This is a genomic window from Pseudomonas sp. MH9.2 (assembly GCF_034353875.1).
Lineage (GTDB): Bacteria > Pseudomonadota > Gammaproteobacteria > Pseudomonadales > Pseudomonadaceae > Aquipseudomonas.
The window spans coordinates 4,653,886-4,675,791 of the sequence record NZ_CP133784.1 but is presented as its reverse complement, the minus strand read 5'-3'; the positions used below and the strand labels follow the sequence as shown (position 1 = coordinate 4,675,791).

Sequence of the window (21,906 nt, the reverse complement as noted above, 5' to 3'; positions counted from 1 at the left end):
CCATTTTTTCTGATTGTGTACAACGCTTCTGGAGCTCATCCGTTATGAGGCACAACGTCATCCTGGTCGTGCTCGATGGTCTTAACTACCAAGTCGCCCGACATGCCATGGGACACCTTCAGGCATACGCAGGTGCAGGACGCGCCGCCCTGTACAGACTGGAATGCGAGCTACCTTCGCTGTCCAGACCGCTGTACGAGTGCATCCTTACCGGCGTGAAACCGATCGACAGCGGTATCGTGCACAACAACGTCACGCGCCTGTCGAATCAGCGCAGCGTGTTCCACTATGCCACCGACGCTGGTCTCAGCACTGCCGCAGCGGCTTATCACTGGGTCAGCGAACTGTATAACCGCTCACCGTTCGTTGCCGCCCGCGACCGCCACACTGACGACGCACACCTGCCGATCCAGCATGGACACTTCTACTATGCGGATCACTATCCGGATTCACACCTGTTCGCTGATGCCGAAAGCCTACGTCTGCGCCATGCGCCGAACTTCATGCTGGTACACCCCATGAACATTGACGACGCCGGGCACAAGCACGGCCTCGATACCCCGCAATACCGCAACAGTGCGCGCTCTGCCGACATCATCCTCGCCGATTACCTGCAAGGCTGGCTCGACACCGGTTACCAGGTGCTAGTGACCGCTGACCACGGCATGAACAACGACCGTTCCCACAATGGCTTACTCCCGGAAGAACGCGAAGTTCCGCTGTTCGTGTTCGGCGATGCCTTCAGTTTCGATAGCAATGCCCAACCGAAACAGACCGATCTGTGTGGCACGGTCTGCGAACTGCTCGGCGTCCCTCACGACAAGCCAGTGTGCCGGGAGTTGTTGAAGTGAACTCAATCACTCGAGGCAAATGGCTGGCGGCCCTGTGTCTGGTGCCCTTCTCCGTGTTTTTCATCGTATTCCAGATCGCCCCGCTGGCCTGGGTCGTGATCCACAGCCTGCAATCGGAAGACAACGGCTGGGGCCTGGCTAATTTTACTGAAGTGTTCAGCTCCCGGTTCTACCTGCAAGCGATCCAGCACAGCCTGGAGATCAGCTTCTGGTCCAGCGTGTTCGGAATCATCATTGCCGTGCTGGGCAGTTACTCCCTGCGTCGGGTCGACTCGCGACTGCGTAACTTCGTCAACGCCTTCGCCAACATGACCAGCAACTTCGCCGGTGTGCCGCTGGCCTTCGCCTTCATCATCCTGCTGGGATTCAACGGCAGTATCACAATCATGCTCAAGCAAGCCGGGATCATTGAGGACTTCAACCTGTATTCGAAAACCGGGCTGATCATCCTCTATACCTACTTCCAGATTCCATTGGGTGTGCTGCTGCTCTACCCGGCCTTCGACGCCCTGCGCGAAGACTGGCGCGAATCCGCTGCCTTGCTCGGGGCCGACAGCTGGCAGTTCTGGCGGTATATCGGCCTGCCAGTGCTGACCCCGGCGCTGATCGGTACTTTCGTGATTCTGCTGGCCAATGCCCTCGGCGCCTACGCCACCGTGTACGCCCTGACCACAGGCAACTTCAACGTGCTGCCCATCCGTATTGCCGCCATGGTTTCAGGCGACATCAGCCTCGACCCGAATATGGCCAGCGCCCTGGCCGTAGTGTTGGTGGGCCTGATGACCCTGGTGACCCTCGTGCACCAGTGGCTTTTGAAGAGGAGCTACCATGTCTCGCGCTGAACCGGGCTCCGCCGTCCTCTACCACCGCGTCGTGGTGTACCTGCTGTTCATCATTCTGTTGCTGCCACTGGCAGGGACGCTGATCTACTCCATTGCCACCAGTTGGTCGGCAACCATTCTGCCCAGCGGGTTTACCGTCAAATGGTATGTCGAACTGTGGAGCGACCCGCGTTTCCTCCACGCATTCGGCCAGTCACTGCTGGTATGTGTCGGCTCCCTGGTGCTGTCAGTGGTCCTGATCCTGCCACTGCTGTTCGTCGTGCATTACCATTTCCCCAAGCTTGATGCGCTGATGAATATCCTGATCCTGCTGCCCTTCGCCGTGCCTCCCGTGGTGTCATCCGTCGGGCTGTTGCAGCTCTATGGGTCCGGGCCTTTCGCGATGGTCGGCACGCCGTGGATTCTGATCGGCTGCTACTTCACCGTGGCGCTGCCGTTTATGTACCGGGCGATTACCAACAACCTGCAAGCGATTAACCTGCGCGACCTGATGGACGCTGCGCAACTGCTCGGTGCCAGCACCTGGCAGGCCGCGTTCCTGGTGGTGCTGCCAAACTTGCGCAAAGGCCTGATGGTCGCGTTATTGCTGTCGTTCTCCTTCCTGTTCGGTGAGTTCGTGTTCGCCAACATCCTGGTCGGTACGCGCTACGAAACCCTGCAGGTCTACCTGAACAACATGCGCAACAGCAGCGGTCACTTCACCAGTGCGCTGGTGGTTTCCTACTTCTTCTTTGTGCTGGTGCTGACCTGGGCGGCCAATTTAATGAACAAGGACAAAAGCCAATGAGCTTCGTCAGCGTCGATCACCTGCAAAAGAGCTACGCCGGCACCGCCGTGTTCAGCGACATCAACTGCGACATCAGGAAAGGCGAGTTCGTGACACTGCTCGGCCCTTCCGGGTGCGGCAAATCCACCCTGTTGCGCTGTATTGCCGGCCTGACCGCGGTTGATGGCGGCAAGATCCTGCTCGACGGCCAGGACATTGTCCCGCTCAGCCCGCAGAAGCGCGGCATCGGCATGGTGTTCCAGAGCTATGCGCTGTTCCCCAACATGACCGTCGAACAAAACATCGCGTTCGGCCTGCGCATGCAAAAGGTCAACGCCGACGACAGCCGCACGCGAGTCGCCGAAGTGCTGAAACTGGTCGAACTGAACGACTTCGCCGCACGCTACCCGCACCAACTGTCTGGTGGCCAGTGCCAACGGGTTGCGCTGGCGCGCTCGCTAGTGACCCGGCCACGCCTGCTGTTGCTCGATGAACCGCTGTCGGCGCTGGATGCACGGATTCGTAAACACCTGCGCGAACAGATTCGTCAGATCCAGCGTGAATTGGGACTGACGACGATTTTCGTGACCCACGATCAGGAAGAAGCGCTGACCATGTCAGACCGGATCTTCCTGATGAACCAGGGCCGGATCGTCCAAAGCGGCGATGCTGAAACCCTATACACCGCGCCGATCGACGTGTTTGCCGCCGGCTTTATCGGCAACTACAACCTGCTCGACGCCGACAGCGCCAGCCGCTTGCTGCAACGGCCGATCAACAGCCGTCTGGCGATTCGTCCGGAAGCCATCGAGCTGAGCCTGACCGGCGACCTCGACGGCGAAGTGCGCAGCCACAGCCTGTTGGGCAACGTGATCCGTTACCGGATCGAAGCCCGAGGCGTGGAACTGGTGGTCGACGTACTGAACCGTTCAGCGGCTGATTTGCACCCCAATGGACGTCGAGTGGCCTTGGCTATCGATCCGTCGGCGCTGTGTGAAGTAGCCTAAGCGACAACCGCAGAACCTGTAGAGGTTACGAAGGCTGCAAAATTTCAGAGGACAGCAGTAATGGCGTTAGCGATTTTTGATTTGGACGAAACCTTGATCCACGGCGACTGTGCCAGCTTGTGGAGCGAACAAATGGGTCGACTCGGCTGGGTGGACGCTGAGTCGTTCATGCGCCGTAACAATGAACTGATGGCCGCGTACAGCGCAGGCGAACTGGCGATGGAGGAGTACATGACCTTCAGCCTGGAGCCCATGGCCGGTCGCACGCCGGAAGAAGTCGCGCACCTGGTAGGTCCTTGGGTCGAAGACGTGATCGAACCGATCATCTTCAGCGAGGCCTGCCGGGCCATCGCCGCCCATCGAGCGGCCGGTGACCGGATTTTAGTGATATCGGCGTCAGGCACGCACCTAGTCAAACCCATCGCCGAACGACTGGGCATCGACGAAGTACTGGGGATCGAACTGGAGGTCAAACATGGCGTCTACAGCGGCGCGACATTGGGCGTACTGACCTACCGCGAAGGCAAGGTCACGCGCTTGCTGGAGTGGTTGCAAAACGAAGGCGAGACGCTGGAAGGCTCCAGTTTCTACTCGGATTCACGCAATGACCTGGCGCTGCTGCTCAAGGTCCAATACCCCCGCGTCGTCAACCCGGACCCGGTACTGCGCGAGCATGCAGAAAAGGCCAGCTGGCCGATTCATAGCTGGAAGTGATGGCTGAATAAGCGGCCTGGTTGGCAGGCCGCTTAAGCGAACGACTTCACACCATGTGTCAGACCAGACTTTCGTCGATCACCAACACCAGTTTGCCTGACACCTGATTGGTCGCCAGCTCGGCGAAGGCAGATTCGGCGTCTTTGATCGGGAACGTTCTGGCCAGTTGCGGCTTGAGGCGTCCTTCGACAAACAACGGCCACACGTGCTGACTCAGATCACTGAGCAAATCCGCTTTGAATTGATCATCACGGCTACGCAGGGTCGAACCCAGTATCTGCACACGCTTGACCAGCACTTGCGCCAGGTCCAGTTGCGCTTCGCGCCCGCCCATCAAACCGATCAGTACCAATCGCCCATCAACGTTCAGCACTTTGATGTTCAAGGCCGCGTAGTTGGCACCTACTGGATCGAGAATGACGTCGAACGGGCCGAGGTCTTTCAAGCTTTCGAGGTTGTCGCTGCGCACAACCCCACCCTGAGCCCCCAGCGCTTCGCAATACGCCAGACGTTCGGCAGAGCCGACGCTCACCCATACCGGGTTGCCGAACGCCTTGCAAAGCTGAATGCCAGCTGAACCAACACCACTTGCCCCGGCGTGCAGCAATACCTTTTCACCCGGCTTCAATGCAGCCAGTTGAAACAGATTCAGCCACGCAGTGGCGTACACCTCGGGGATACCTGCCGCTTCCGGCAAAGACATGCCTTCGGGAACCGGCAGCACATGCCGTCCGTCGACTACGACCTCTTCAGCCATGCCACCACCTGCGAGCAGCGCGCAGACTCTGTCCCCTACGTGCCAGGACGAACCCGAACCGACTTCGCTGATCACCCCGGAGCACTCCATCCCGAGGGTTTTACTGGCTCCCGGCGGTGGCGGATACAGCCCGGCCCGCTGCAATAGATCCGCGCGATTGAGACCCGCAGCAGCGATCCGAATGCGTACTTGCCCTACATCACATGTCAGATCGGGTTGTTCTACCCATTCCACATGTCCGTCAACGCCTTGCAATGCCTTCACAGTGCCTCCATAGTAAGTCTGGACTGAGCCGGTGCTATAGACGCACGGGCTTTTTGCATTATGCGACCGGATCCGACGGAACCGGCGACTTCAAAGACGGCCTAATATGCGTTATCAATTGTCCCCGCGTCGAATCAGCATGAAGCATTTTTTCCCCAGCACCGCGCTTGCCTTTTTCATTGGCCTCAGCGTGTTGCCGCTGTCCGCCAATACGTTCGCAGCCAATAGCTGGGATAACCTTCAGCCAGATCGCGAAGAGGTCATTGCCAGTCTTAACGTTGTAGAGTTGCTCAAAAGGCATCACTACAGCAAGCCGCCGCTGGACGATAAGCGTTCGGTCATCATCTACGAAAGCTATCTGAAGCTGCTGGACCCGTCCCGTAGCTACTTCATGGCCGGTGATATTACCGAATTCGACAAGTGGCGCACGCAGTTCGACGATTTTCTCAAGAGCGGCGACCTGAATCCCGGCTTCACCATCTACAAGCGCTATCTGGATCGCGTCAAATCGCGCCTGAATTTTGCCTTGGCAGAACTGGACAAGGGCGTCGGCAAGTTCGATTTCACCACCCAGGAAACCTTGCTCGTAGAGCGCAAGGATGCCCCGTGGGCCAAGACTACTGCCGAACTGGACGATCTGTGGCGCAAACGCGTCAAGGATGAAGTCTTGCGGTTGAGAATTGCCGGCAAAGAACCCAAAGCGATTCAAGAGCTGCTGACCAAGCGCTACAAGAATCAACTGTCGCGTCTGGAGCAGACCCGTAGCGAAGATGTGTTCCAGGCCTACATCAACACCTTCGCCATGTCTTACGATCCGCACACCAACTACCTGTCGCCTGACAGCGCGGAAAATTTCGACATCAACATGAGCCTGTCGCTGGAAGGCATCGGCGCCGTGTTGCAGAGCGATAACGACAACGTCAAAATCGTGCGCCTGGTACCGGCTGGCCCTGCCGCCAAAACCAAGCAAGTCGCCCCGGCGGACAAGATAATTGGCGTGGCCCAGGCCGACAAAGAGATGGTCGACGTGATCGGCTGGCGTCTGGACGAGGTGGTTAAACTGATTCGTGGGCCTAAAGGCTCGGTCGTGCGCCTGGAAGTGATTCCGGCCAGCAATGCGCCTAATGACCAGACCAGCAAAATCGTCGCGATCACCCGCGAAGCGGTCAAGCTTGAAGAGCAGGCGGCGAAGAAGTCGATCCTCAACCTCAAGCAGGATGGCCACGACTACAAACTCGGCGTCATCGAAATTCCGGCGTTCTATCTGGACTTCAAGGCCTATCGTGCTGGCGACCCGGAATATAAGAGCACCACGCGTGACGTGAAGAAACTGCTGACTGAACTGCAAGCCGACAAAGTCGATGGTGTTGTCATCGACCTGCGTAACAACGGCGGCGGCTCGTTGCAGGAAGCCACGGAATTGACCAGCCTGTTCATCGACAAAGGCCCTACCGTGCTGGTTCGCAACAGCGACGGCAAGGTCGATGTCCTTGAAGACGAAGCCAAAGGCGCGTTCTATAAGGGCCCTATGGCGTTGCTGGTCAACCGCCTGTCTGCCTCGGCCTCGGAGATTTTCGCCGGCGCCATGCAGGACTATCACCGCGCGTTGATCATCGGTGGCCAGACCTTCGGTAAAGGCACCGTACAAACCATTCAGCCGCTCAACCATGGCGAACTGAAACTGACGCTGGCCAAGTTCTACCGGGTTTCCGGCCAGAGCACCCAGCACCAGGGTGTACTGCCAGACATCGCGTACCCGTCGATCATCGACACCAAAGAAATCGGCGAGAGCGCGCTGCCCGAAGCCATGTCGTACGACACCATCAGACCGGCCATCAAGCCTGTCGTCGATCCGTTCAAGCCGTTCCTCGCGCAACTCAAGACGCGGCATGATGAGCGCTCGTCGAAGGACCCGGAGTTCGTCTTCATCGAGAACCGCTTGCTCTTGGCGCAAAAGCTGATGGCAGAGAAAACGGTTAGCCTCAACGAAGCCGAGCGTCGCGCTCAACACACCGACATCGAAGGCAAGCAGCTGGCTCTGGAAAACACCCGCCGCAAGGCCAAAGGTGAAGAGCCGCTCAAAGAGCTGAAGAAAGAAGATGAGGACGCGCTACCAGCAGAAGACAAGACCAAACCCGAGGATGACGCCTACCTGGCCGAAACCGGGCGCATCCTGCTCGACTACCTGAGTTTGAACGCCGCTATCGCAAAAAAGTAAAAAGGCAGGACGGATGATCGTAAAATGCTGGCCATTTAGTGCTCTCTAGTGGCATTCAGTCATCAAACAGTCATCAATCTGTCGTGAAATAGAGGGGCTGAGCGCTATTGCGCTTAGCCCCTTTTTTTTTGCGCAGAGATCACCATGACCGTCACTGAACAGCTGAGCGCACTGAGTTCAATTCTGGCTCACCGCGATTTGCACAGCTTGTTCCAACCGATATTGTCGCTGTCGGACCGCCGGATTCTCGGCTATGAAGCCTTGACCCGAGGCCCGTCCAACAGTCCCCTGCATTCGCCCATCAGCTTATTCGCAGTGGCCCGCCAAGCTGGGCGGCTCAGCGAGCTGGAACTGGCTGCGCGCGAATGTGCCTGTCGGCGTTTCAGCGAACAGAAACTTGAGGGCAAGCTGTTCCTCAACGTTTCACCCGAGTCGCTGCTGGAACCAGCTCACCCGCCAGGTCGTACCCTGGAGTTGCTGAACGCCTACGGCATTTCTCCCAGCCAGGTGGTGATCGAGCTGACCGAGCAGACACCCACTGAAGATTTCGAGCTGCTGTACAACGCACTGCATCACTACCGGGATATGGGCTTTTCCATCGCCATGGACGACCTGGGTGCGGGATATTCCAGCCTACGCCTGTGGTCGGAGTTGCGCCCGGACTACGTAAAAATTGATCGACACTTTATCGACGGTATTCATCAGGATGCCGTCAAGCGCGAGTTCGTCGGTTCCATGCTGCAGATGGCCAAGGCCTCCAGAGCGATTGTGATCGCTGAAGGCATTGAACTGCCGGAAGAGCTCGCAGTGCTGATCGACATGGGCGTGGATCTGGTTCAGGGCTATCTGCTCTGTCGCCCGCAAGAACATCCTCCGCGTGACGCCCGCGCGCTGTTACCCAAGCTCGACCCAACGGTACCGGCGTTGAACGAAGACGCCTGTGACCTGAGCGCTCTGCTCAACGAACAACCCGCAGTCAATCAGTCCACAGCGACCGCCGCCGTCCTTGAGTACTTTCGCAAACAAGCCAACCTCAACTCCCTGGCAGTGCTGGACGAGCAGTCGCAACCTTGCGGCATCGTGCATCGGCACTCATTGTCCGAGGCTCTGCTAAAACCTTTCGCTACCGACCTGTTCGCGCGCAAACCGATCAGCCGCCTGATGAGCGACGACTTTCTTGCTGTCGAGCTGAACCAGTCCTTGCAGCAGGTCAGTCGCCTGCTGACCAGTCGCGCCCGGCAGCGTATCGAAGAGGATTTCATCATCACCCTCAATGGCTGCTACCTGGGTCTTGGGCGGGTGATTGACGTGCTGAAACTGATCACTGAACTGAAAATACAGCAAGCTCGCTACGCTAACCCGCTGACTTTGTTGCCCGGAAACGTGCCGATCCAGCAATGCCTGACCCGCTTGCTGCAACAGGGCCATGAGTCAATGATCTGCTACGTGGATATCGACAGTTTCAAACCGTTCAACGATATCTACGGCTACGGACGTGGCGACGAAGTATTGCTCTGCCTGGCGCAGTGCCTGAACGACCGGATCGACCCGAGCCGCGACTTTGTCGGACACATTGGCGGTGATGATTTCTTGATGGTCCTAGGTTCCGAAGACTGGCGCAAACGCCTGAATCTTTTGCTAGAGGACTTTCAGAATCAGTGCCGGCGCTTCTATCGAGCCGAGCATCTGGAGTCGAGCTGTTTCACTGCCCTCAATCGTCAGGGTCAGCGCCAGGACTTCCCACTGTTATCGCTGTCCATAGGCGTCGTCCACCTGCACCCCGATGCCTGTGCAGATCTGGATGCCAGTCAACTCGCAGAAATGGCGTCACAAGCCAAGCACCACGCAAAGAACGTTGCAGGCCCCAGCGTGCACGTCATCGACACACTGGACTGCGAAGCATTTTTGGCACGCTAAATACCCAACTACCGGGTATGGGCCTGAAACGCTTTGGCACGATCCAGATCGGGGGGTAAGCCGGGGCCGCCCTGTTGGTACAACTGCGACAGTTTGATGGCCGCCAGTGGATGCCTGGCCTCGACTGCCATGCCCCACCATTGAGCGGCATCGACAGCATCAGGGGCCTTGCGTGTGTCACCCGCCAGGCTCAACACGCCGAGCTGGTAAGCCGACTTGCCATCACCCCCCAACGCGGCCAGACGCAACAGACGCACGCCTTCCTCGCGAGCACCCAAACCTTGACCGCGAAACGTCAGGATATGGCCGTAGAAGCTCTGAGCGCCAACATCTCCCAGATTCGCCATACGCGAGAATTGACCTTCGAGCCATTGCCAGCCTCGAGGTTGTTGCACGAACCACGACCAATGGAATAACCGCCGAGCCAGCAAGTAGCTCAATCGTGCTCGTAAACGCCACAGACTTGGATTCACACGCTCTCCGGATAGCTGTATTCAAAGACCCGCGCCACTTCAGAAGCATGCCATGACGCTGCGGCTACGCCGTCGGAAGGGCCCGAGAATCGCCCAAGCCGTTCGACGCATTCAAAGAAGCCAGTACGCGGCAAACGACTCGCGCCCTGACTGATCACCAACGAACTACGCAACGGCTGTTCGGCGCGAGCATCCAACGCTGCCAAGTGTTCAAGTGCGGCAGTAAGGGTAAGCATCGCGGGGCTGGGAAGTTGCAACCGCTCGAGTAAAGCACGGTAGGTCAATAGATGCCGTTGCCGGCGCGCCTGATCCAGCTCAGTCAACAGCCCTTCCCAGTGCAGACGGCTGATGCGCACACTCATGACTCACCCCCCCAGCCAGGGACACCCAATTCCCAGGCCAGGCTTCGGCGAATGGCCGCATCCGGCAATCGCTCGCCACTTTCGATCAAGTCCAGATACGACGGACTTATCCCGACTGCACGCGCCAACTGCGCAACTTCCAGGCCTTTGGCGGCGCGCAAGGCACCCAACTGATCAAAGCCGGGATGATCGACAGGCGCGACCTCAGGCGGTTGCGGCGAGTGTTGAACGGTTGTGTCCGAGATCCCGGCCGCTTTGAGCAGAGCCTGATACTGAGCCCAAGGCAAAACTGCGTACTCTGGCTCTCCATCACGTGTAATTATCTGAAGATCCATACAAACCCCCTGTAGGACTACAACACTTTGCGAGTAGGCTTTTTCCCTGTGTTGATATCTTAACAGCGGACAGAGGCACCTTGCGTCCTCTGAATCGACAAGCGACCGCTCAAGACAACGATAACCCCCATAAATCCGGGCGCTTCAGGGTTTGCGATGCTCTAGCACCAGGAGCTCCGGTGTTGCGGGCAATCGTTCGACGACGACAAGTTTCTCCGGTGCCTGCCTGGCTCGCCACGCTCGAAAGGCATTCAGCTCACTTTCCAGGCTTTTCATGACCCAAGCCAGCACTGCGATGTCATCGAGCATGCCGATCCCGGGTATCCAGTCCGGCACGGCATCGAACGGGCTGAGGAAATACATCAACCCCGCCACCACCGAGAGCATCGCCTTGGGGCTGACAGCTCGGTACTCACCGCGCCAATAGGCCAGGCACAGGGCCTGCAGCAAGCGCAGGTCATCCTTGAGCTTACCCAAACGGTCACCCTGCCTGGCGCCCTTGCGTGCAACAGCAAAGATCAAGGCTGGCAAACGCCCACGACTGAGCAAGCGCTGAGCCATGGGTAAAAAACGAATCAAATTCCAAGGTGTTTTCATGATCGCTCCCAACGGAGGTTGCAACAGGTGTCACCACTATGCTGCACAAAATGTTATCCACACAAGTTGTGGATAACCTTGTGAACAGAGCCTGTTTTCAGGCCTGAGACGCCCGCGCTGTAGGGCTTTGGCTCAAATCGGGCGTTTTTTACTCACATTAAAAATACGACAAATTCGTTGACTTGGGGCCTGACTGAAGTTACCCCCACCGCATTGCAGGGGGTCGCAATCGATCGTCCTACAATCTGCCAGCAATAGTCAGTCCGCTAATGGTATTACGACTGCGTCAGAGGGGATCCGTTCGCGTCCAAACGCCACAAACAACAACGCCCCGTCAAAGCGGGGCGTTGTGCTCAAACCAGTGCGCTCAATTACTTGGCGGCTGGCTCTTCAGGAGCTTCTGCTGCTGCAGCGGCAGGATCCTTGATAGCCAACAGTTCCAGATCGAAGACCAGAACGGAGTTGGCAGGGATCGTCGGGCTTGGGCTTTGCGCGCCGTAAGCCAGGTCACTAGGGATGTAGAGTTTGATTTTCTCGCCAACGTGCATCAGTTGCAGGCCTTCAACCCAGCCAGGGATCACGCCGCTTACCGGCAGATCAATCGGGCTGCCGCGTTCAACGGAGCTGTCGAAGACTTTGCCGTCAGTTAGCTTGCCTTCGTAGTGAACAGTCACTACGTCGGTCGGCTTAGGCTGAGGGCCATCGGCTTTCTTGATGATTTCGTATTGCAGACCGGAAGCGGTGGTGGTCACTTCTTTACGCTTGCCGTTCTCTGCCAGGAATTTCTTGCCGGCGGCTGCCGACTCTTCGCTCATTTTGGCCATACGCTCTTCAGCCCGCTTTTGCAGGGCAGCAAAGGCTTCGACCAGCTCATCATCCTTGAGCTTCTGTTCTTTTTTGCCGACGGCGTCTTCGATGCCTTGGGCTACCGCTTTGGAGTCCAGATCATCCATACCTTCCTGAGCCAGGCTTTTGCCCATGTTCAAGCCGATACCGTAAGAAGCTTTTTGCGCCGGGGTTTTCAGCTCTACGTTGGTATGCGAGTCACAACCCGCGAGTACCAGACCTACCAGGGCTACCGCCGCCGCCAACCGATGCTGTTTCATACTAATTCCTTGTTCATGCGCCAATAGGGCAAACGAGTAAAGCCGCGAGCTTATCAGGCTGCCGCGATCAATGGCTACCGGCATGAGAGGCAGAAAAGTCAGATAAGTTCAGGTATCCAAACGTTTTCTTGCACCGAGTGCATGTCGTACAGCATTGGTTCAGCTGCGCAGCAAGAGCCTATTCGCCGAGCCTGATTTTTTTCGAGACCTACAACCTGGACGAAACGCTGAACAGGGCGTTGTTCATAGCGGGTTTTATTCAAATAAGACCCGCCCCGACTTGGCCCTGTGTCGACTCACCTCAAGAACACAACAGCACTGGACACAATGAATGCTCAGGACTGACAGTCAGTACTGAATAAAAAGCAATTGCACTTACATAACCCCGATGATCCAGGAATGAAGATTCCATGCGCATGCGGACCAACGCCATGAGGAGCAAACTCGACCCTGCATTTGTAAGCCGATATTTCTTGCAAAAAACTCACTGATTTCATACCGTTAGTCTTGGGGAATCTATTATCTTTGCGCTTGGCACTACGAGTAGATGTTGCTGAGTGACTTTGCGGAAATCCCACCTTCAAAAGCAACTTGATGACGTGATAGACGTGTGTACATACCTCGACCGCAAGCACGCTTCTAAATCCACGCTCGCCCGCTGGGTGCTCCCCAGCTACGTCTGATGAGCGTGCAAGCGATTTCAATGAAGTAAATGCAGAGTTCGGCTTTCTGCATAAGTTGTTAGTATATGTACAAAAGACACGCTGCCCACGTAGGAATACCATGAGCCAGAGCTTTCTCCCCTTTTCCCGCCCGAGTATCGGTGACGAAGAAATTGCCGCCGTCGAGCAGGTTTTACGCTCCGGCTGGATTACCACAGGCCCGAAAAACCAGGAGCTTGAACAGCAATTTGCCGAACGCGTGGGCTGTCGTCACGCCGTCGCGCTCTCGTCCGCCACCGGCGCGATGCATGTCACGTTGCTCGCCCTGGGCATTGGCCCTGGCGATGAGGTGATTACCCCGTCGCAAACCTGGGTGTCCACCGCCAACATGATCTGCCTGCTCGGCGCGACCCCGGTTTTCGTGGACGTCGACCGCGATACCCTGATGACTGACCTCGCCGCCATCGAAGCCGCCATCACCCCGCGTACCAAAGCCATCATCCCGGTGCATTACGCCGGGGCCGCCTTTGATCTGGACCCCCTCTACGCACTGGCCGAGCGTCACGGCATCATGGTGATCGAAGATGCCGCTCACGCAGCGGGCACTCTTTACCGGGGACGTGCGGTCGGCGCGCAAGGCACTGCCATTTTCTCGTTCCACGCGATCAAAAACATGACCTGCGCCGAAGGTGCGATGTTCGTCAGCGATGACGAGAACCTCGCCAACCGGGTCCGCATGCTCAAGTTTCACGGGCTCGGCGTGGACGCCTACGACCGCATGACCCATGGCCGCAAACCGCAGGCGATGGTCATTGAGCCAGGGTTCAAGTACAACCTGGCCGACATGAACGCCGCCATTGCCCTGGTGCAGCTCAAGCGCCTCGACGAGATCAATGCCAAGCGCGAGGTCCTGGCCCAAGCCTACCTCAAGCGCCTGGCAGACTTGCCGGTCCAGCCGCTTCTGCTGCCAAGCTATCCGCAGCAGCACGCCTGGCACCTGTTCATTCTGCGCATCGATGCCGAGCGCTGTGGCCTGGACCGCGAGGCGTTCATGAAAGGCTTGCAGGAGCAGAACATTGGCACCGGCATTCATTTTATCGCCACCCACCTGCACACCTATTACCGCAAGCAGTTCCCGTCGGTCCAGTTGCCCAACACCGAATGGAACTCGGCACGCCTGTGCTCGATCCCGCTGTTTCCCGACATGACCCTCGACGACGTCGAGCGCGTTGCGTGTGCTATTGAAACCACTCTGGAACGAAGCCTGTGAAACCTTATCCGATTCAGTGCGTTTCGATCGTCATCCCGGTCTACAACGAAGAGCAGAGCCTGCCTGAGTTGTTGCGCCGCACCGAAGCGGCCTGTGCACAGTTGCACCATGAATTCGAAATCGTTTTGGTCGACGACGGCAGCCGCGACAACTCTGCGCAAATCCTTCAGGACGCCTCGGAGCGTGAAGGCAGCTCCATTGTCGCGGTGATCCTCAATCGCAACTATGGCCAGCACGCGGCCATCATGGCCGGCTTCGAGCAATGCAAAGGCGATGTCGTCATCACTCTGGACGCCGACCTGCAAAACCCGCCGGAAGAAATTCCGCGCCTGGTTGCCCAGGCCGAGCTCGGCTACGACGTGGTGGGCACCGTGCGCAACAACCGTCAGGATTCAGCCTGGCGTCGTTGGCCGTCGCGCTTGATCAATCTGGCCGTGCAACGCTCCACCGGCGTGGCCATGAGCGACTATGGCTGCATGCTGCGGGCGTATCGACGCACGATCGTCGACGCCATGCTGGCCTGCCGCGAGCGCAGTACGTTCATCCCGATTCTGGCCAACAGCTTCGCCCGCCACACCACCGAGGTGCTCGTCCCGCACGCCGAGCGCGAACATGGTGATTCGAAATACAGCCCGATGCGCCTGATCAACCTGATGTTCGACTTGATCACCTGCATGACCACCACGCCCTTGCGCCTGCTGAGCATCCTCGGCTTCAGCATGGCCTTTCTCGGCGTGCTGTTCGCCGTGTTGCTCATCGGTTTGCGCCTGATTTTCGGCGCCACCTGGGCTGGCCACGGCACCTTTGTTTTGTTTGCTGTGCTGTTCGTGTTCACCGGCGGCCAGTTCATCGGCATGGGACTGTTGGGCGAATACCTGGGCCGCATGTACAGCGATGTCCGGGCCCGCCCGCGTTTTTTCATCGAAAAAGTGCTGCGCAGCCCGTCCGCGACGTCCGCTGTAAATGCTAACAGCTCACACCCGTCTTCATCTTCCACTCAGGTCACGTTATGAATCCTAAAGCTGTCGTCTTTGCCTATCACGATATTGGTTGTGCTGGCATCGAAGCCTTGCTCAACGCAGGCTATGAAATCGCTGCCGTGTTTACCCATGCCGACGACCCGAAGGAAAACACCTTCTACGGTTCCGTCGCGCAATTGTGTGCACGCAAAGGCATTCCGGTGCACGCCCCGGAAGATGCCAACCATCCTCTGTGGATTGAGCGGATCAGCAAACTCAACGTCGACTACCTGTTCTCCTTTTATTACCGCCACCTGCTGGGCGAGCAATTGCTGGCCTGCGCGAGCAAAGGCGCCTTCAACCTGCACGGCTCCCTGCTCCCGCATTATCGCGGCCGCGCCCCAGCCAACTGGGTCCTGGTGAATGGCGAAACCGAAACCGGCGTGACCCTGCACCGCATGGTCAAGCGCGCCGATGCCGGCGCTATCCTGGCTCAACAGCGTGTGGCCATCGAACGTGCCGACACCGCCCTGACCCTGCACACCAAGTTGCGCAACGCCGCTGCCAACTTGTTGCGCGACGCATTGCCGCTGCTGGCCCAGGGCAAGTTGACTGAAACCGCCCAGGACGACACCCAAGCGTCCTACTTCGGACGCCGCACCCCGGCCGATGGCCTGCTGGACTGGAAGCGCCCGGCCGAACAGCTGTTCAACCTGGTGCGCGCCGTGACCCAGCCTTACCCTGGTGCTTTCTGCCCGGTTGGCGAACACAAACTGATCGTCTGGAGCGCCGACGTCGTTGCCGGCAATGAAGGCATCGCCCCAGGCCGAGTGATCAGTTCCGATCCCCTGCGCATCGCCTGTGGCGAAGACTCCCTGGTGATCACCGCCGGTCAGCGTGGCGACGCCGGGCTCTACCTCAGCGGCCCGCAACTGGCCCGCGAACTGGGTCTGGTCGAAGGCTCGCGCATGGTCGGCAGCGAGTCGGCACGTGCCGTGCGTCGCACCCGTGTTCTGATCCTCGGCGTCAACGGCTTTATCGGTAACCACCTGTCCGAGCGCCTGCTGCAAGACGACCGCTACGAAATCTATGGCATGGACATCGGTTCCGACGCCATCGACCGCCTGCGCAGCCACCCGAACTTCCACTTCGTCGAAGGCGACATCAGCATCCACTCCGAGTGGATCGAATATCACATCAAAAAATGTGATGTCGTGCTGCCGCTGGTGGCCATCGCCACCCCGATCGAATACACCCGCAACCCGCTGCGCGTGTTCGAACTCGACTTCGAAGAAAACCTGAAGACCGTGCGTTACTGCGTGAAATACAACAAGCGCGTGATCTTCCCGTCGACCTCCGAAGTGTACGGGATGTGTACCGACCCGAATTTCGACGAAGACACCTCGAACCTCATCGTCGGCCCGATCAACAAGCAGCGCTGGATCTACTCGGTCTCCAAGCAATTGCTCGACCGGGTAATCTGGGCTTATGGTCAGAAAGGCCTGCGCTTCACCCTGTTCCGTCCGTTCAACTGGATGGGCCCACGCCTGGACCGTCTGGACTCGGCGCGAATCGGCAGCTCGCGTGCCATCACCCAACTGATCCTGCACCTGGTGGAAGGCACCCCGATTCGTCTGGTCGACGGCGGCGCACAAAAACGCTGCTTCACCGACGTGGCTGACGGCATCGAAGCCCTGGCACGCATCATCGAAAACCGCGATGACAAGTGCAACGGCCAGATCATCAACATCGGCAACCCGGACAACGAAGCCAGCATCCGCCAGCTGGGCGAAGAACTGCTGCGTCAGTTCGAAGCTCACCCACTGCGCTCGAACTTCCCTCCTTTCGCCGGTTTCCGTGACGTCGAAAGCCAGTCGTTCTATGGCACCGGCTATCAGGACGTGACCCACCGCAAGCCAAGCATCGATAACGCTCGCCGCCTGATCGACTGGACCCCAACCATCGAACTGAGCGAAACCATCGGCAAGACCCTCGACTTCTTCCTGCGTGAAGCAATGCTCGAAATCGCGGATAAACGCTAATGCAGGCAGGACTACGCATCGATGTAGACACCTATCGTGGCACCCGGGAGGGGGTGCCTCGGCTACTGGAAATGCTCGATGAGGCGCAGGTAAAAGCGACCTTTTTTTTCAGTGTGGGTCCGGACAACATGGGGCGCCATTTATGGCGTCTCTTCCGCCCCCAGTTCCTCTGGAAAATGCTGCGCTCACGTGCAGCCAGTCTTTATGGCTGGGACATTCTGGTGGCCGGGACCGCATGGCCGGGTAAACCCATCGGGCGTGATCTTGGCCATTTGATGCGGCAAACCCTGGATGCGGGTCATGAAGTCGGCCTGCACGCCTGGGATCACCATGGCTGGCAAGCCAATGCCGGACGATGGAGCGAAGCGGAGTTGATCGAGCAGATTCGCCGAGGCGTGGACTGTCTCAGCGATATCACCGGCCAGGCCGTTGAGTGTTCTGCTTCCGCCGGTTGGCGGGCCGATGAGCGCATCGTTCAAGCCAAGGAATCATTCGGTTTTCGCTACAACAGTGACTGCCGAGGGCACAGTCTGTTTCGGCCAAGGTTGGGGGACGGCAGTCTGGGCACACCACAAATCCCGGTGGATTTACCCACTTTCGACGAGGTCGTCGGCCCGGATTTAAGTGCCAGCGATTTCAACGCATTCATTCTTGATCGATTCAACCCGACCGGACTAAATGTCTACACCATTCACGCAGAAGTAGAAGGGATTCTGATGGCTAACGACTTCCGTCAATTGCTGGCGCAGGCGCGTTTGCGAAATATTTTGTTCCAACCCCTTGGCGACTTGCTGCCAGCCGAGGCCAGCAGCTTGCCTGCTGGACAATTGGTGCGTGGCACACTGAGCGGCCGCGAGGGTTGGCTGGGAGTACAGCACGCATGATCCGGCGCTGGGCACTGCCCTTGCTGCTGCTTGCTTTTTGTCTGGCTTTTCTGCTCCCACTGGCCTCGCACGGCCTGTGGATTCCGGACGAAAGCCGCTACGCACAAATCAGCCAGGAAATACTCCTCAGCGGCAATTGGATTTCACCTCATTTCATGGGGTTGCGTTACTTTGAAAAGCCCATCGCCGGCTACTGGCTGATTGCAATCGGTCAGGCAGTATTCGGTGAGAATTTATTCGGTGTACGCATTGCCTCGGTGCTGAGCACTGGGCTCAGCGTTGTGCTGACCTATCTGATTGCAAAGCGCTTGTGGAACGATCCACGCAAAAGCTTTGCCTGCGCCCTGCTCTACATGAGTTTCGGTTTGATTGCTGGTCAGGCTGGCTATGCCAATCTCGACCCGCAATTCACCCTATGGGTGAACCTGAGCATGGTTGCGCTCTGGTTCGCCATCCACAGCACTGGCCGGGAACGACTGACCAGCTGGGTTTTACTCGGCTTGGCGTGCGGCATGGGGTTCATGACCAAAGGCTTCCTCGCCTGGCTGCTGCCCGCACTGATCGCACTGCCCTACATGCTCTGGCAAAAGCGCGTGCGTGAGTTGCTGAAATACGGGCCGCTGGCCATCGTCGTAGCGATTGTGGTGTGCTTGCCCTGGGCACTGGCAGTACAAACCCACGAACCCGACTTCTGGAGCTTTTTCTTCTGGCACGAGCACATCCGCCGCTTCGCCAGTGATGACGCTCAGCACTCTCAGCCTTGGTGGTTCTACCTGCCGATGCTGGTCGCTTCCAGCCTGCCTTGGGTTGCACTGCTGCCGACAACGTTCCTACAGGCGTGGCGAACCAAGCATCAGGCAAATACCGGCTTTCTGCTGCTCTGGATGCTGCTGCCACTGGCCTTTTTAAGCATGAGCAGAGGCAAACTGCCTACCTACCTCATGCCGTGCCTGATGCCGCTGGCATTGCTCATGGGTTACACGCTGATAGCTCAGATAGAGAAAGCCAAAAGCAGGACGATGCGTATCAATGGGCTGCTCAATCTGACGCTCGGCGTGATCGCCTTGCTCGCGTTGGTGTATGTGCAACTCAAACAACCGGTCTATGAAAACGAACCGCTGCACGTGTTATTGGTGGCCACCGCTCTGATCGGCTGGATAATTGCCAACGCCCTGCAAGCGATCAAACCCCTGCTCTACTGGGCCGCACCTGCGCTCGGCATTTGGCTGGTGGTCGCTCTGCTGCCAGCGGCCCTGCCCAACAGCCTGGTTTTCAACAAAACCCCCGACCTGTTCATCGCCCGCCACGCGCAGGAACTGGGTCAGGCACGGCATTTACTCAGCAACGATCTCGGCGCTGCCTCTGCCCTGGCGTGGCGTGTACAACGCCCCGATGTGGCGCTGTACAACACCATCGGCGAGCTCAAATATGGCCTGACCTACCCAGACGCCTCCGGTCGCACGGTCGGCCTTGAAGATGTCCAGCAATGGATAACTCTGGCTCGACGCGAAGGATCGGTAGGGGTCGTGATGCGGGTGAAAAGCGAAGACGAAGTGCATGAGGTCGACTTACTCCCCAAAGACGCCAAGCGTTATGAGGAAGGAAATATCGTGATACTGATCTTTTCGCAGTCACAACCATGACCCTACTTCTCTTGTTCGCGGCTAGCCTACTGAGCTGTTTCGGCCAGATTGCGCAAAAGTTTGCCGTGGAGAGCTGGCGCGGGCAAAGCCCCGGCATTCTTCTCGCTGCACGCTCTCTATGGCTATGGCTGGCGCTCGCCTGTCTCGGTTCTGGATTGTTGTTGTGGTTACTGGTTCTGCAACGGCTGGAAGTAGGTATTGCCTACCCGATGCTAAGCTTGAACTTCGTGCTTATCACCTTAGTGGCTCGATTCTTGTTCCACGAGCCCGTCGATAGCCGGCACTGGCTAGGTGTCGCATTGGTGATTGCGGGCGTGGTCCTGCTAGGACGGCAAACATGAGTCTGAAACGCGGTATCGCCTTGGCCATGGGCAGTGTTCTATTGGTTAGCACTGCACAACTCGGGATGCGCTGGAGCATGACACGCCTCCCATCCCCCACTCAGTGGCTCGAGGCGCTGGGCAGCGGCACTATTGACCCACTTGCCGCGGGTATTGTTATCGCCGCGATCCTTGCCTATGCCCTTTCCATGCTTTGCTGGCTTCTGGCTTTGCGAGACGTGCCACTAGCCCGAGCCTATTCACTGCTAAGTATCAGTTACGCGTTAGTCTATCTGCTCGCGGCCAGCCTACCGTTCTTCAACGAGCATTTCAGCGTATCAAAAACACTGGGGGTGACCTTGGTCATCCTGGGCGTCATTACGATCAATTCGCAACGAAATTCAGTAGTAAATTCTAGGAACTCCGTATGAAAATCAGCGTATTCGGTAGTGGTTATGTGGGCCTTGTACAAGCGACAGTTCTGGCTGAAGTCGGACATGATGTCATCTGCATGGACATCGACGAGAACAAGGTCAAGCAACTTCAACAGGGCCACGTCAGCATTTTCGAGCCTGGCCTTGCAGCCCTTGTAAGGGAAAACCTGGAAAGCAAGCGCCTGCATTTCACCAGTGATGAAAAGCTGGCCATCGAGCACGGTCAGGTGCTGTTCATCGCTGTCGGCACGCCTTCCAGCGATGACGGCTCAGCAGATCTCAGCGCTGTTTTCGCCGTAGGTGAGGCGGTTGCACGCCATCGCGTCGAACCGCTGATCCTCGTCGAAAAGTCCACAGTACCCGTGGGCACCGGCGACGCCCTGCGCATTCATACGGAAAAAGCATTGGCCGGACGCCCATTGGAGTTCGATATCGTCTCCAACCCCGAATTCCTTAAAGAGGGTTCGGCGGTCACCGACTGCCGTAAACCAGACCGCATTGTGATCGGTTGCGAACGTGAAGAAGTACGCGAGGTCATGCGCGATCTCTATGCACCGTTCAACCGCAACCACGACCGCATCATTTTCATGGATCTGCGTAGCGCCGAGCTGACCAAATACGCCGCCAACTGCATGCTGGCGACCAAGATCAGCTTTATCAACCAGATCGCCGAACTGGCCGAGCACCTCGGCGCCGATATCGAAGCCGTGCGTCTGGGGATCGGTGCAGACTCACGCATTGGTTATCACTTCATCTACCCTGGCGCCGGCTACGGCGGGTCGTGCTTCCCCAAAGACATGCGCGCCTTGATCCACAGCGCTCAAGAGGCGCATTGCTCAAGCGATCTGTTAGAGGCCGTGGAAGCCATCAACCAACGGCAGAAAACCAAGCTGTTCGAGCGTGTAAACGCCTTCTTTAAAGGTGACCTGAAGGGAAAAACCTTCGCGATGTGGGGCCTGGCATTCAAACCCAATACCGACGACATGCGCGATGCCCCTAGTCGCGTATTGATGGAAGCATTGTGGGAAGCTGGCGCGGATGTACGTGCCTATGACCCAGAAGCCATGCAGGAAACACAACGCATCTATGGCGATCACCCTCGTCTGGCCCTGATGGGTACACCAGAGTCAGCACTGAGCGGCGCCGATGCCTTGATCATCTGCACTGAATGGCAACAGTTCAAGGCTCCAGACTTCAAACTCATCCAGGAGCGTCTCAAAACACCGGTCATTTTTGACGGACGCAACCTCTACGACACCGAGAGAATGGCACGCAAGGGTTTCCACTACTTCCCAATGGGACGTGGCGATTCTCGCAACCTGCCGATCCCCCAGCAACAATGGAACGCCGACAGCAACACGCCCGAGTAACCTAGCGATCGGAGCCTGCCTTTAGCGGGCTCTGATCTCATGAATGACGAGTGTCTGTGAGCGCTCCTTTCGGGGGGATGCTCTGATGGTCTTATCTTTGTTTGGAGATTCAC

The 21,906-nt window shown here is 57.7% G+C and carries 21 protein-coding genes; 15 read left to right on the top strand and 6 right to left on the bottom strand.

What is annotated here, in order from left to right; all coding sequences use genetic code 11:
* The first annotated feature begins 44 nt into the window (after nucleotides 1-44).
* The 5 genes from RHM55_RS21535 to RHM55_RS21515 are packed head-to-tail and all read left to right on the top strand — an operon-like array spanning nucleotide 45 to nucleotide 4,180.
* Nucleotides 45-851 carry an alkaline phosphatase family protein gene (locus RHM55_RS21535; RefSeq protein ID WP_322178234.1) on the top strand — a complete coding sequence of 269 codons (807 nt, stop codon included), beginning with the start codon at nucleotides 45-47 and terminating at the stop codon, nucleotides 849-851.
* Nucleotides 848-1,693, top strand: a complete 846-nt coding sequence (locus RHM55_RS21530; protein WP_322178233.1) for an ABC transporter permease subunit — start codon at nucleotides 848-850, stop codon at nucleotides 1,691-1,693. Before RHM55_RS21535 ends, RHM55_RS21530 begins: the two co-directional genes overlap by 4 nt.
* Nucleotides 1,680-2,480, top strand: a complete 801-nt coding sequence (locus RHM55_RS21525) for an ABC transporter permease (protein WP_219061530.1) — start codon at nucleotides 1,680-1,682, stop codon at nucleotides 2,478-2,480. Before RHM55_RS21530 ends, RHM55_RS21525 begins: the two co-directional genes overlap by 14 nt.
* A complete protein-coding gene (locus RHM55_RS21520) occupies nucleotides 2,477-3,466 on the top strand; it encodes an ABC transporter ATP-binding protein (RefSeq protein WP_322178232.1) in 990 nt (329 codons plus the stop codon). The genes RHM55_RS21525 and RHM55_RS21520 overlap by 4 nt, the downstream gene beginning before the upstream one ends.
* A gap of 60 nt (nucleotides 3,467-3,526) precedes the next feature.
* On the top strand, nucleotides 3,527-4,180 hold the full coding sequence (locus RHM55_RS21515) for an HAD family hydrolase (protein ID WP_322178231.1): 654 nt from the start codon (nucleotides 3,527-3,529) through the stop codon (nucleotides 4,178-4,180).
* Between the two features lie 58 nt (nucleotides 4,181-4,238).
* On the opposite strand, the gene RHM55_RS21510 is transcribed toward RHM55_RS21515, so the two are convergent.
* Entirely contained in the window at nucleotides 4,239-5,201 is a 963-nt protein-coding gene (locus tag RHM55_RS21510) for a zinc-binding dehydrogenase (protein ID WP_322178230.1), read from the bottom strand.
* 139 nt (nucleotides 5,202-5,340) lie between these two features.
* Here RHM55_RS21510 and RHM55_RS21505 point away from each other — a divergent pair, with 139 nt between their 5' ends.
* Both RHM55_RS21505 and RHM55_RS21500 read left to right on the top strand, forming a co-directional pair.
* The gene (locus RHM55_RS21505) at nucleotides 5,341-7,419 is read left to right on the top strand and encodes a carboxy terminal-processing peptidase (RefSeq protein ID WP_322178229.1); all 2,079 of its coding nucleotides are present in this window, start codon (nucleotides 5,341-5,343) and stop codon (nucleotides 7,417-7,419) included.
* A 144-nt stretch (nucleotides 7,420-7,563) separates the two neighbouring features.
* Complete coding sequence (locus tag RHM55_RS21500) at nucleotides 7,564-9,336, top strand: bifunctional diguanylate cyclase/phosphodiesterase (protein ID WP_322178228.1); 1,773 nt, start codon at nucleotides 7,564-7,566, stop codon at nucleotides 9,334-9,336.
* An 8-nt stretch (nucleotides 9,337-9,344) separates the two neighbouring features.
* Here the strand turns inward: RHM55_RS21500 and RHM55_RS21495 are convergent, their stop codons facing one another.
* The 5 genes from RHM55_RS21495 to RHM55_RS21475 form a co-directional block, all read right to left on the bottom strand.
* Nucleotides 9,345-9,809 carry a sel1 repeat family protein gene (locus RHM55_RS21495; protein WP_322178227.1) on the bottom strand — a complete coding sequence of 155 codons (465 nt, stop codon included), beginning with the start codon at nucleotides 9,807-9,809 and terminating at the stop codon, nucleotides 9,345-9,347.
* Nucleotides 9,806-10,171, bottom strand: a complete 366-nt coding sequence (locus tag RHM55_RS21490; RefSeq protein WP_219061537.1) for a hypothetical protein — start codon at nucleotides 10,169-10,171, stop codon at nucleotides 9,806-9,808. The genes RHM55_RS21495 and RHM55_RS21490 overlap by 4 nt, the downstream gene beginning before the upstream one ends.
* Nucleotides 10,168-10,506, bottom strand: coding sequence for a helix-turn-helix transcriptional regulator (locus RHM55_RS21485; RefSeq protein ID WP_322178226.1), 339 nt, complete (start codon nucleotides 10,504-10,506; stop codon nucleotides 10,168-10,170). Before RHM55_RS21485 ends, RHM55_RS21490 begins: the two co-directional genes overlap by 4 nt.
* A gap of 144 nt (nucleotides 10,507-10,650) precedes the next feature.
* Nucleotides 10,651-11,103: a YkvA family protein gene (locus RHM55_RS21480; protein WP_322178225.1), complete on the bottom strand. Its 453-nt coding sequence runs from the start codon at nucleotides 11,101-11,103 to the stop codon at nucleotides 10,651-10,653.
* Nucleotides 11,104-11,474: 371 nt separating this feature from the next.
* The gene (locus tag RHM55_RS21475) at nucleotides 11,475-12,209 is read right to left on the bottom strand and encodes an FKBP-type peptidyl-prolyl cis-trans isomerase (RefSeq protein ID WP_219061540.1); all 735 of its coding nucleotides are present in this window, start codon (nucleotides 12,207-12,209) and stop codon (nucleotides 11,475-11,477) included.
* A 783-nt stretch (nucleotides 12,210-12,992) separates the two neighbouring features.
* Here RHM55_RS21475 and arnB point away from each other — a divergent pair.
* The 8 genes from arnB to RHM55_RS21435 are packed head-to-tail and all read left to right on the top strand — an operon-like array spanning nucleotide 12,993 to nucleotide 21,793.
* On the top strand, nucleotides 12,993-14,141 hold the full coding sequence (gene arnB / locus RHM55_RS21470; protein WP_322178224.1) for a UDP-4-amino-4-deoxy-L-arabinose aminotransferase: 1,149 nt from the start codon (nucleotides 12,993-12,995) through the stop codon (nucleotides 14,139-14,141).
* Nucleotides 14,138-15,154: an undecaprenyl-phosphate 4-deoxy-4-formamido-L-arabinose transferase gene (arnC, locus tag RHM55_RS21465; protein ID WP_322178223.1), complete on the top strand. Its 1,017-nt coding sequence runs from the start codon at nucleotides 14,138-14,140 to the stop codon at nucleotides 15,152-15,154. Before arnB ends, arnC begins: the two co-directional genes overlap by 4 nt.
* Nucleotides 15,151-17,142 carry a bifunctional UDP-4-amino-4-deoxy-L-arabinose formyltransferase/UDP-glucuronic acid oxidase ArnA gene (arnA, locus tag RHM55_RS21460; protein ID WP_322178222.1) on the top strand — a complete coding sequence of 664 codons (1,992 nt, stop codon included), beginning with the start codon at nucleotides 15,151-15,153 and terminating at the stop codon, nucleotides 17,140-17,142. Before arnC ends, arnA begins: the two co-directional genes overlap by 4 nt.
* A complete protein-coding gene (arnD, locus tag RHM55_RS21455) occupies nucleotides 17,142-18,026 on the top strand; it encodes a 4-deoxy-4-formamido-L-arabinose-phosphoundecaprenol deformylase (RefSeq protein ID WP_322178221.1) in 885 nt (294 codons plus the stop codon). The genes arnA and arnD overlap by 1 nt, the downstream gene beginning before the upstream one ends.
* The gene (gene arnT / locus RHM55_RS21450) at nucleotides 18,023-19,669 is read left to right on the top strand and encodes a lipid IV(A) 4-amino-4-deoxy-L-arabinosyltransferase (protein ID WP_322178220.1); all 1,647 of its coding nucleotides are present in this window, start codon (nucleotides 18,023-18,025) and stop codon (nucleotides 19,667-19,669) included. Before arnD ends, arnT begins: the two co-directional genes overlap by 4 nt.
* Nucleotides 19,666-20,010, top strand: coding sequence for a 4-amino-4-deoxy-L-arabinose-phosphoundecaprenol flippase subunit ArnE (gene arnE, locus RHM55_RS21445; RefSeq protein WP_322178219.1), 345 nt, complete (start codon nucleotides 19,666-19,668; stop codon nucleotides 20,008-20,010). Before arnT ends, arnE begins: the two co-directional genes overlap by 4 nt.
* Nucleotides 20,007-20,420 (top strand): 4-amino-4-deoxy-L-arabinose-phosphoundecaprenol flippase subunit ArnF, encoded by a 414-nt coding sequence (arnF, locus tag RHM55_RS21440; RefSeq protein WP_322178218.1) that lies wholly within the window; start codon nucleotides 20,007-20,009, stop codon nucleotides 20,418-20,420. Before arnE ends, arnF begins: the two co-directional genes overlap by 4 nt.
* Nucleotides 20,417-21,793, top strand: coding sequence for a UDP-glucose/GDP-mannose dehydrogenase family protein (locus RHM55_RS21435; protein ID WP_322178217.1), 1,377 nt, complete (start codon nucleotides 20,417-20,419; stop codon nucleotides 21,791-21,793). Before arnF ends, RHM55_RS21435 begins: the two co-directional genes overlap by 4 nt.
* Nucleotides 21,794-21,906 lie beyond the last annotated feature (113 nt).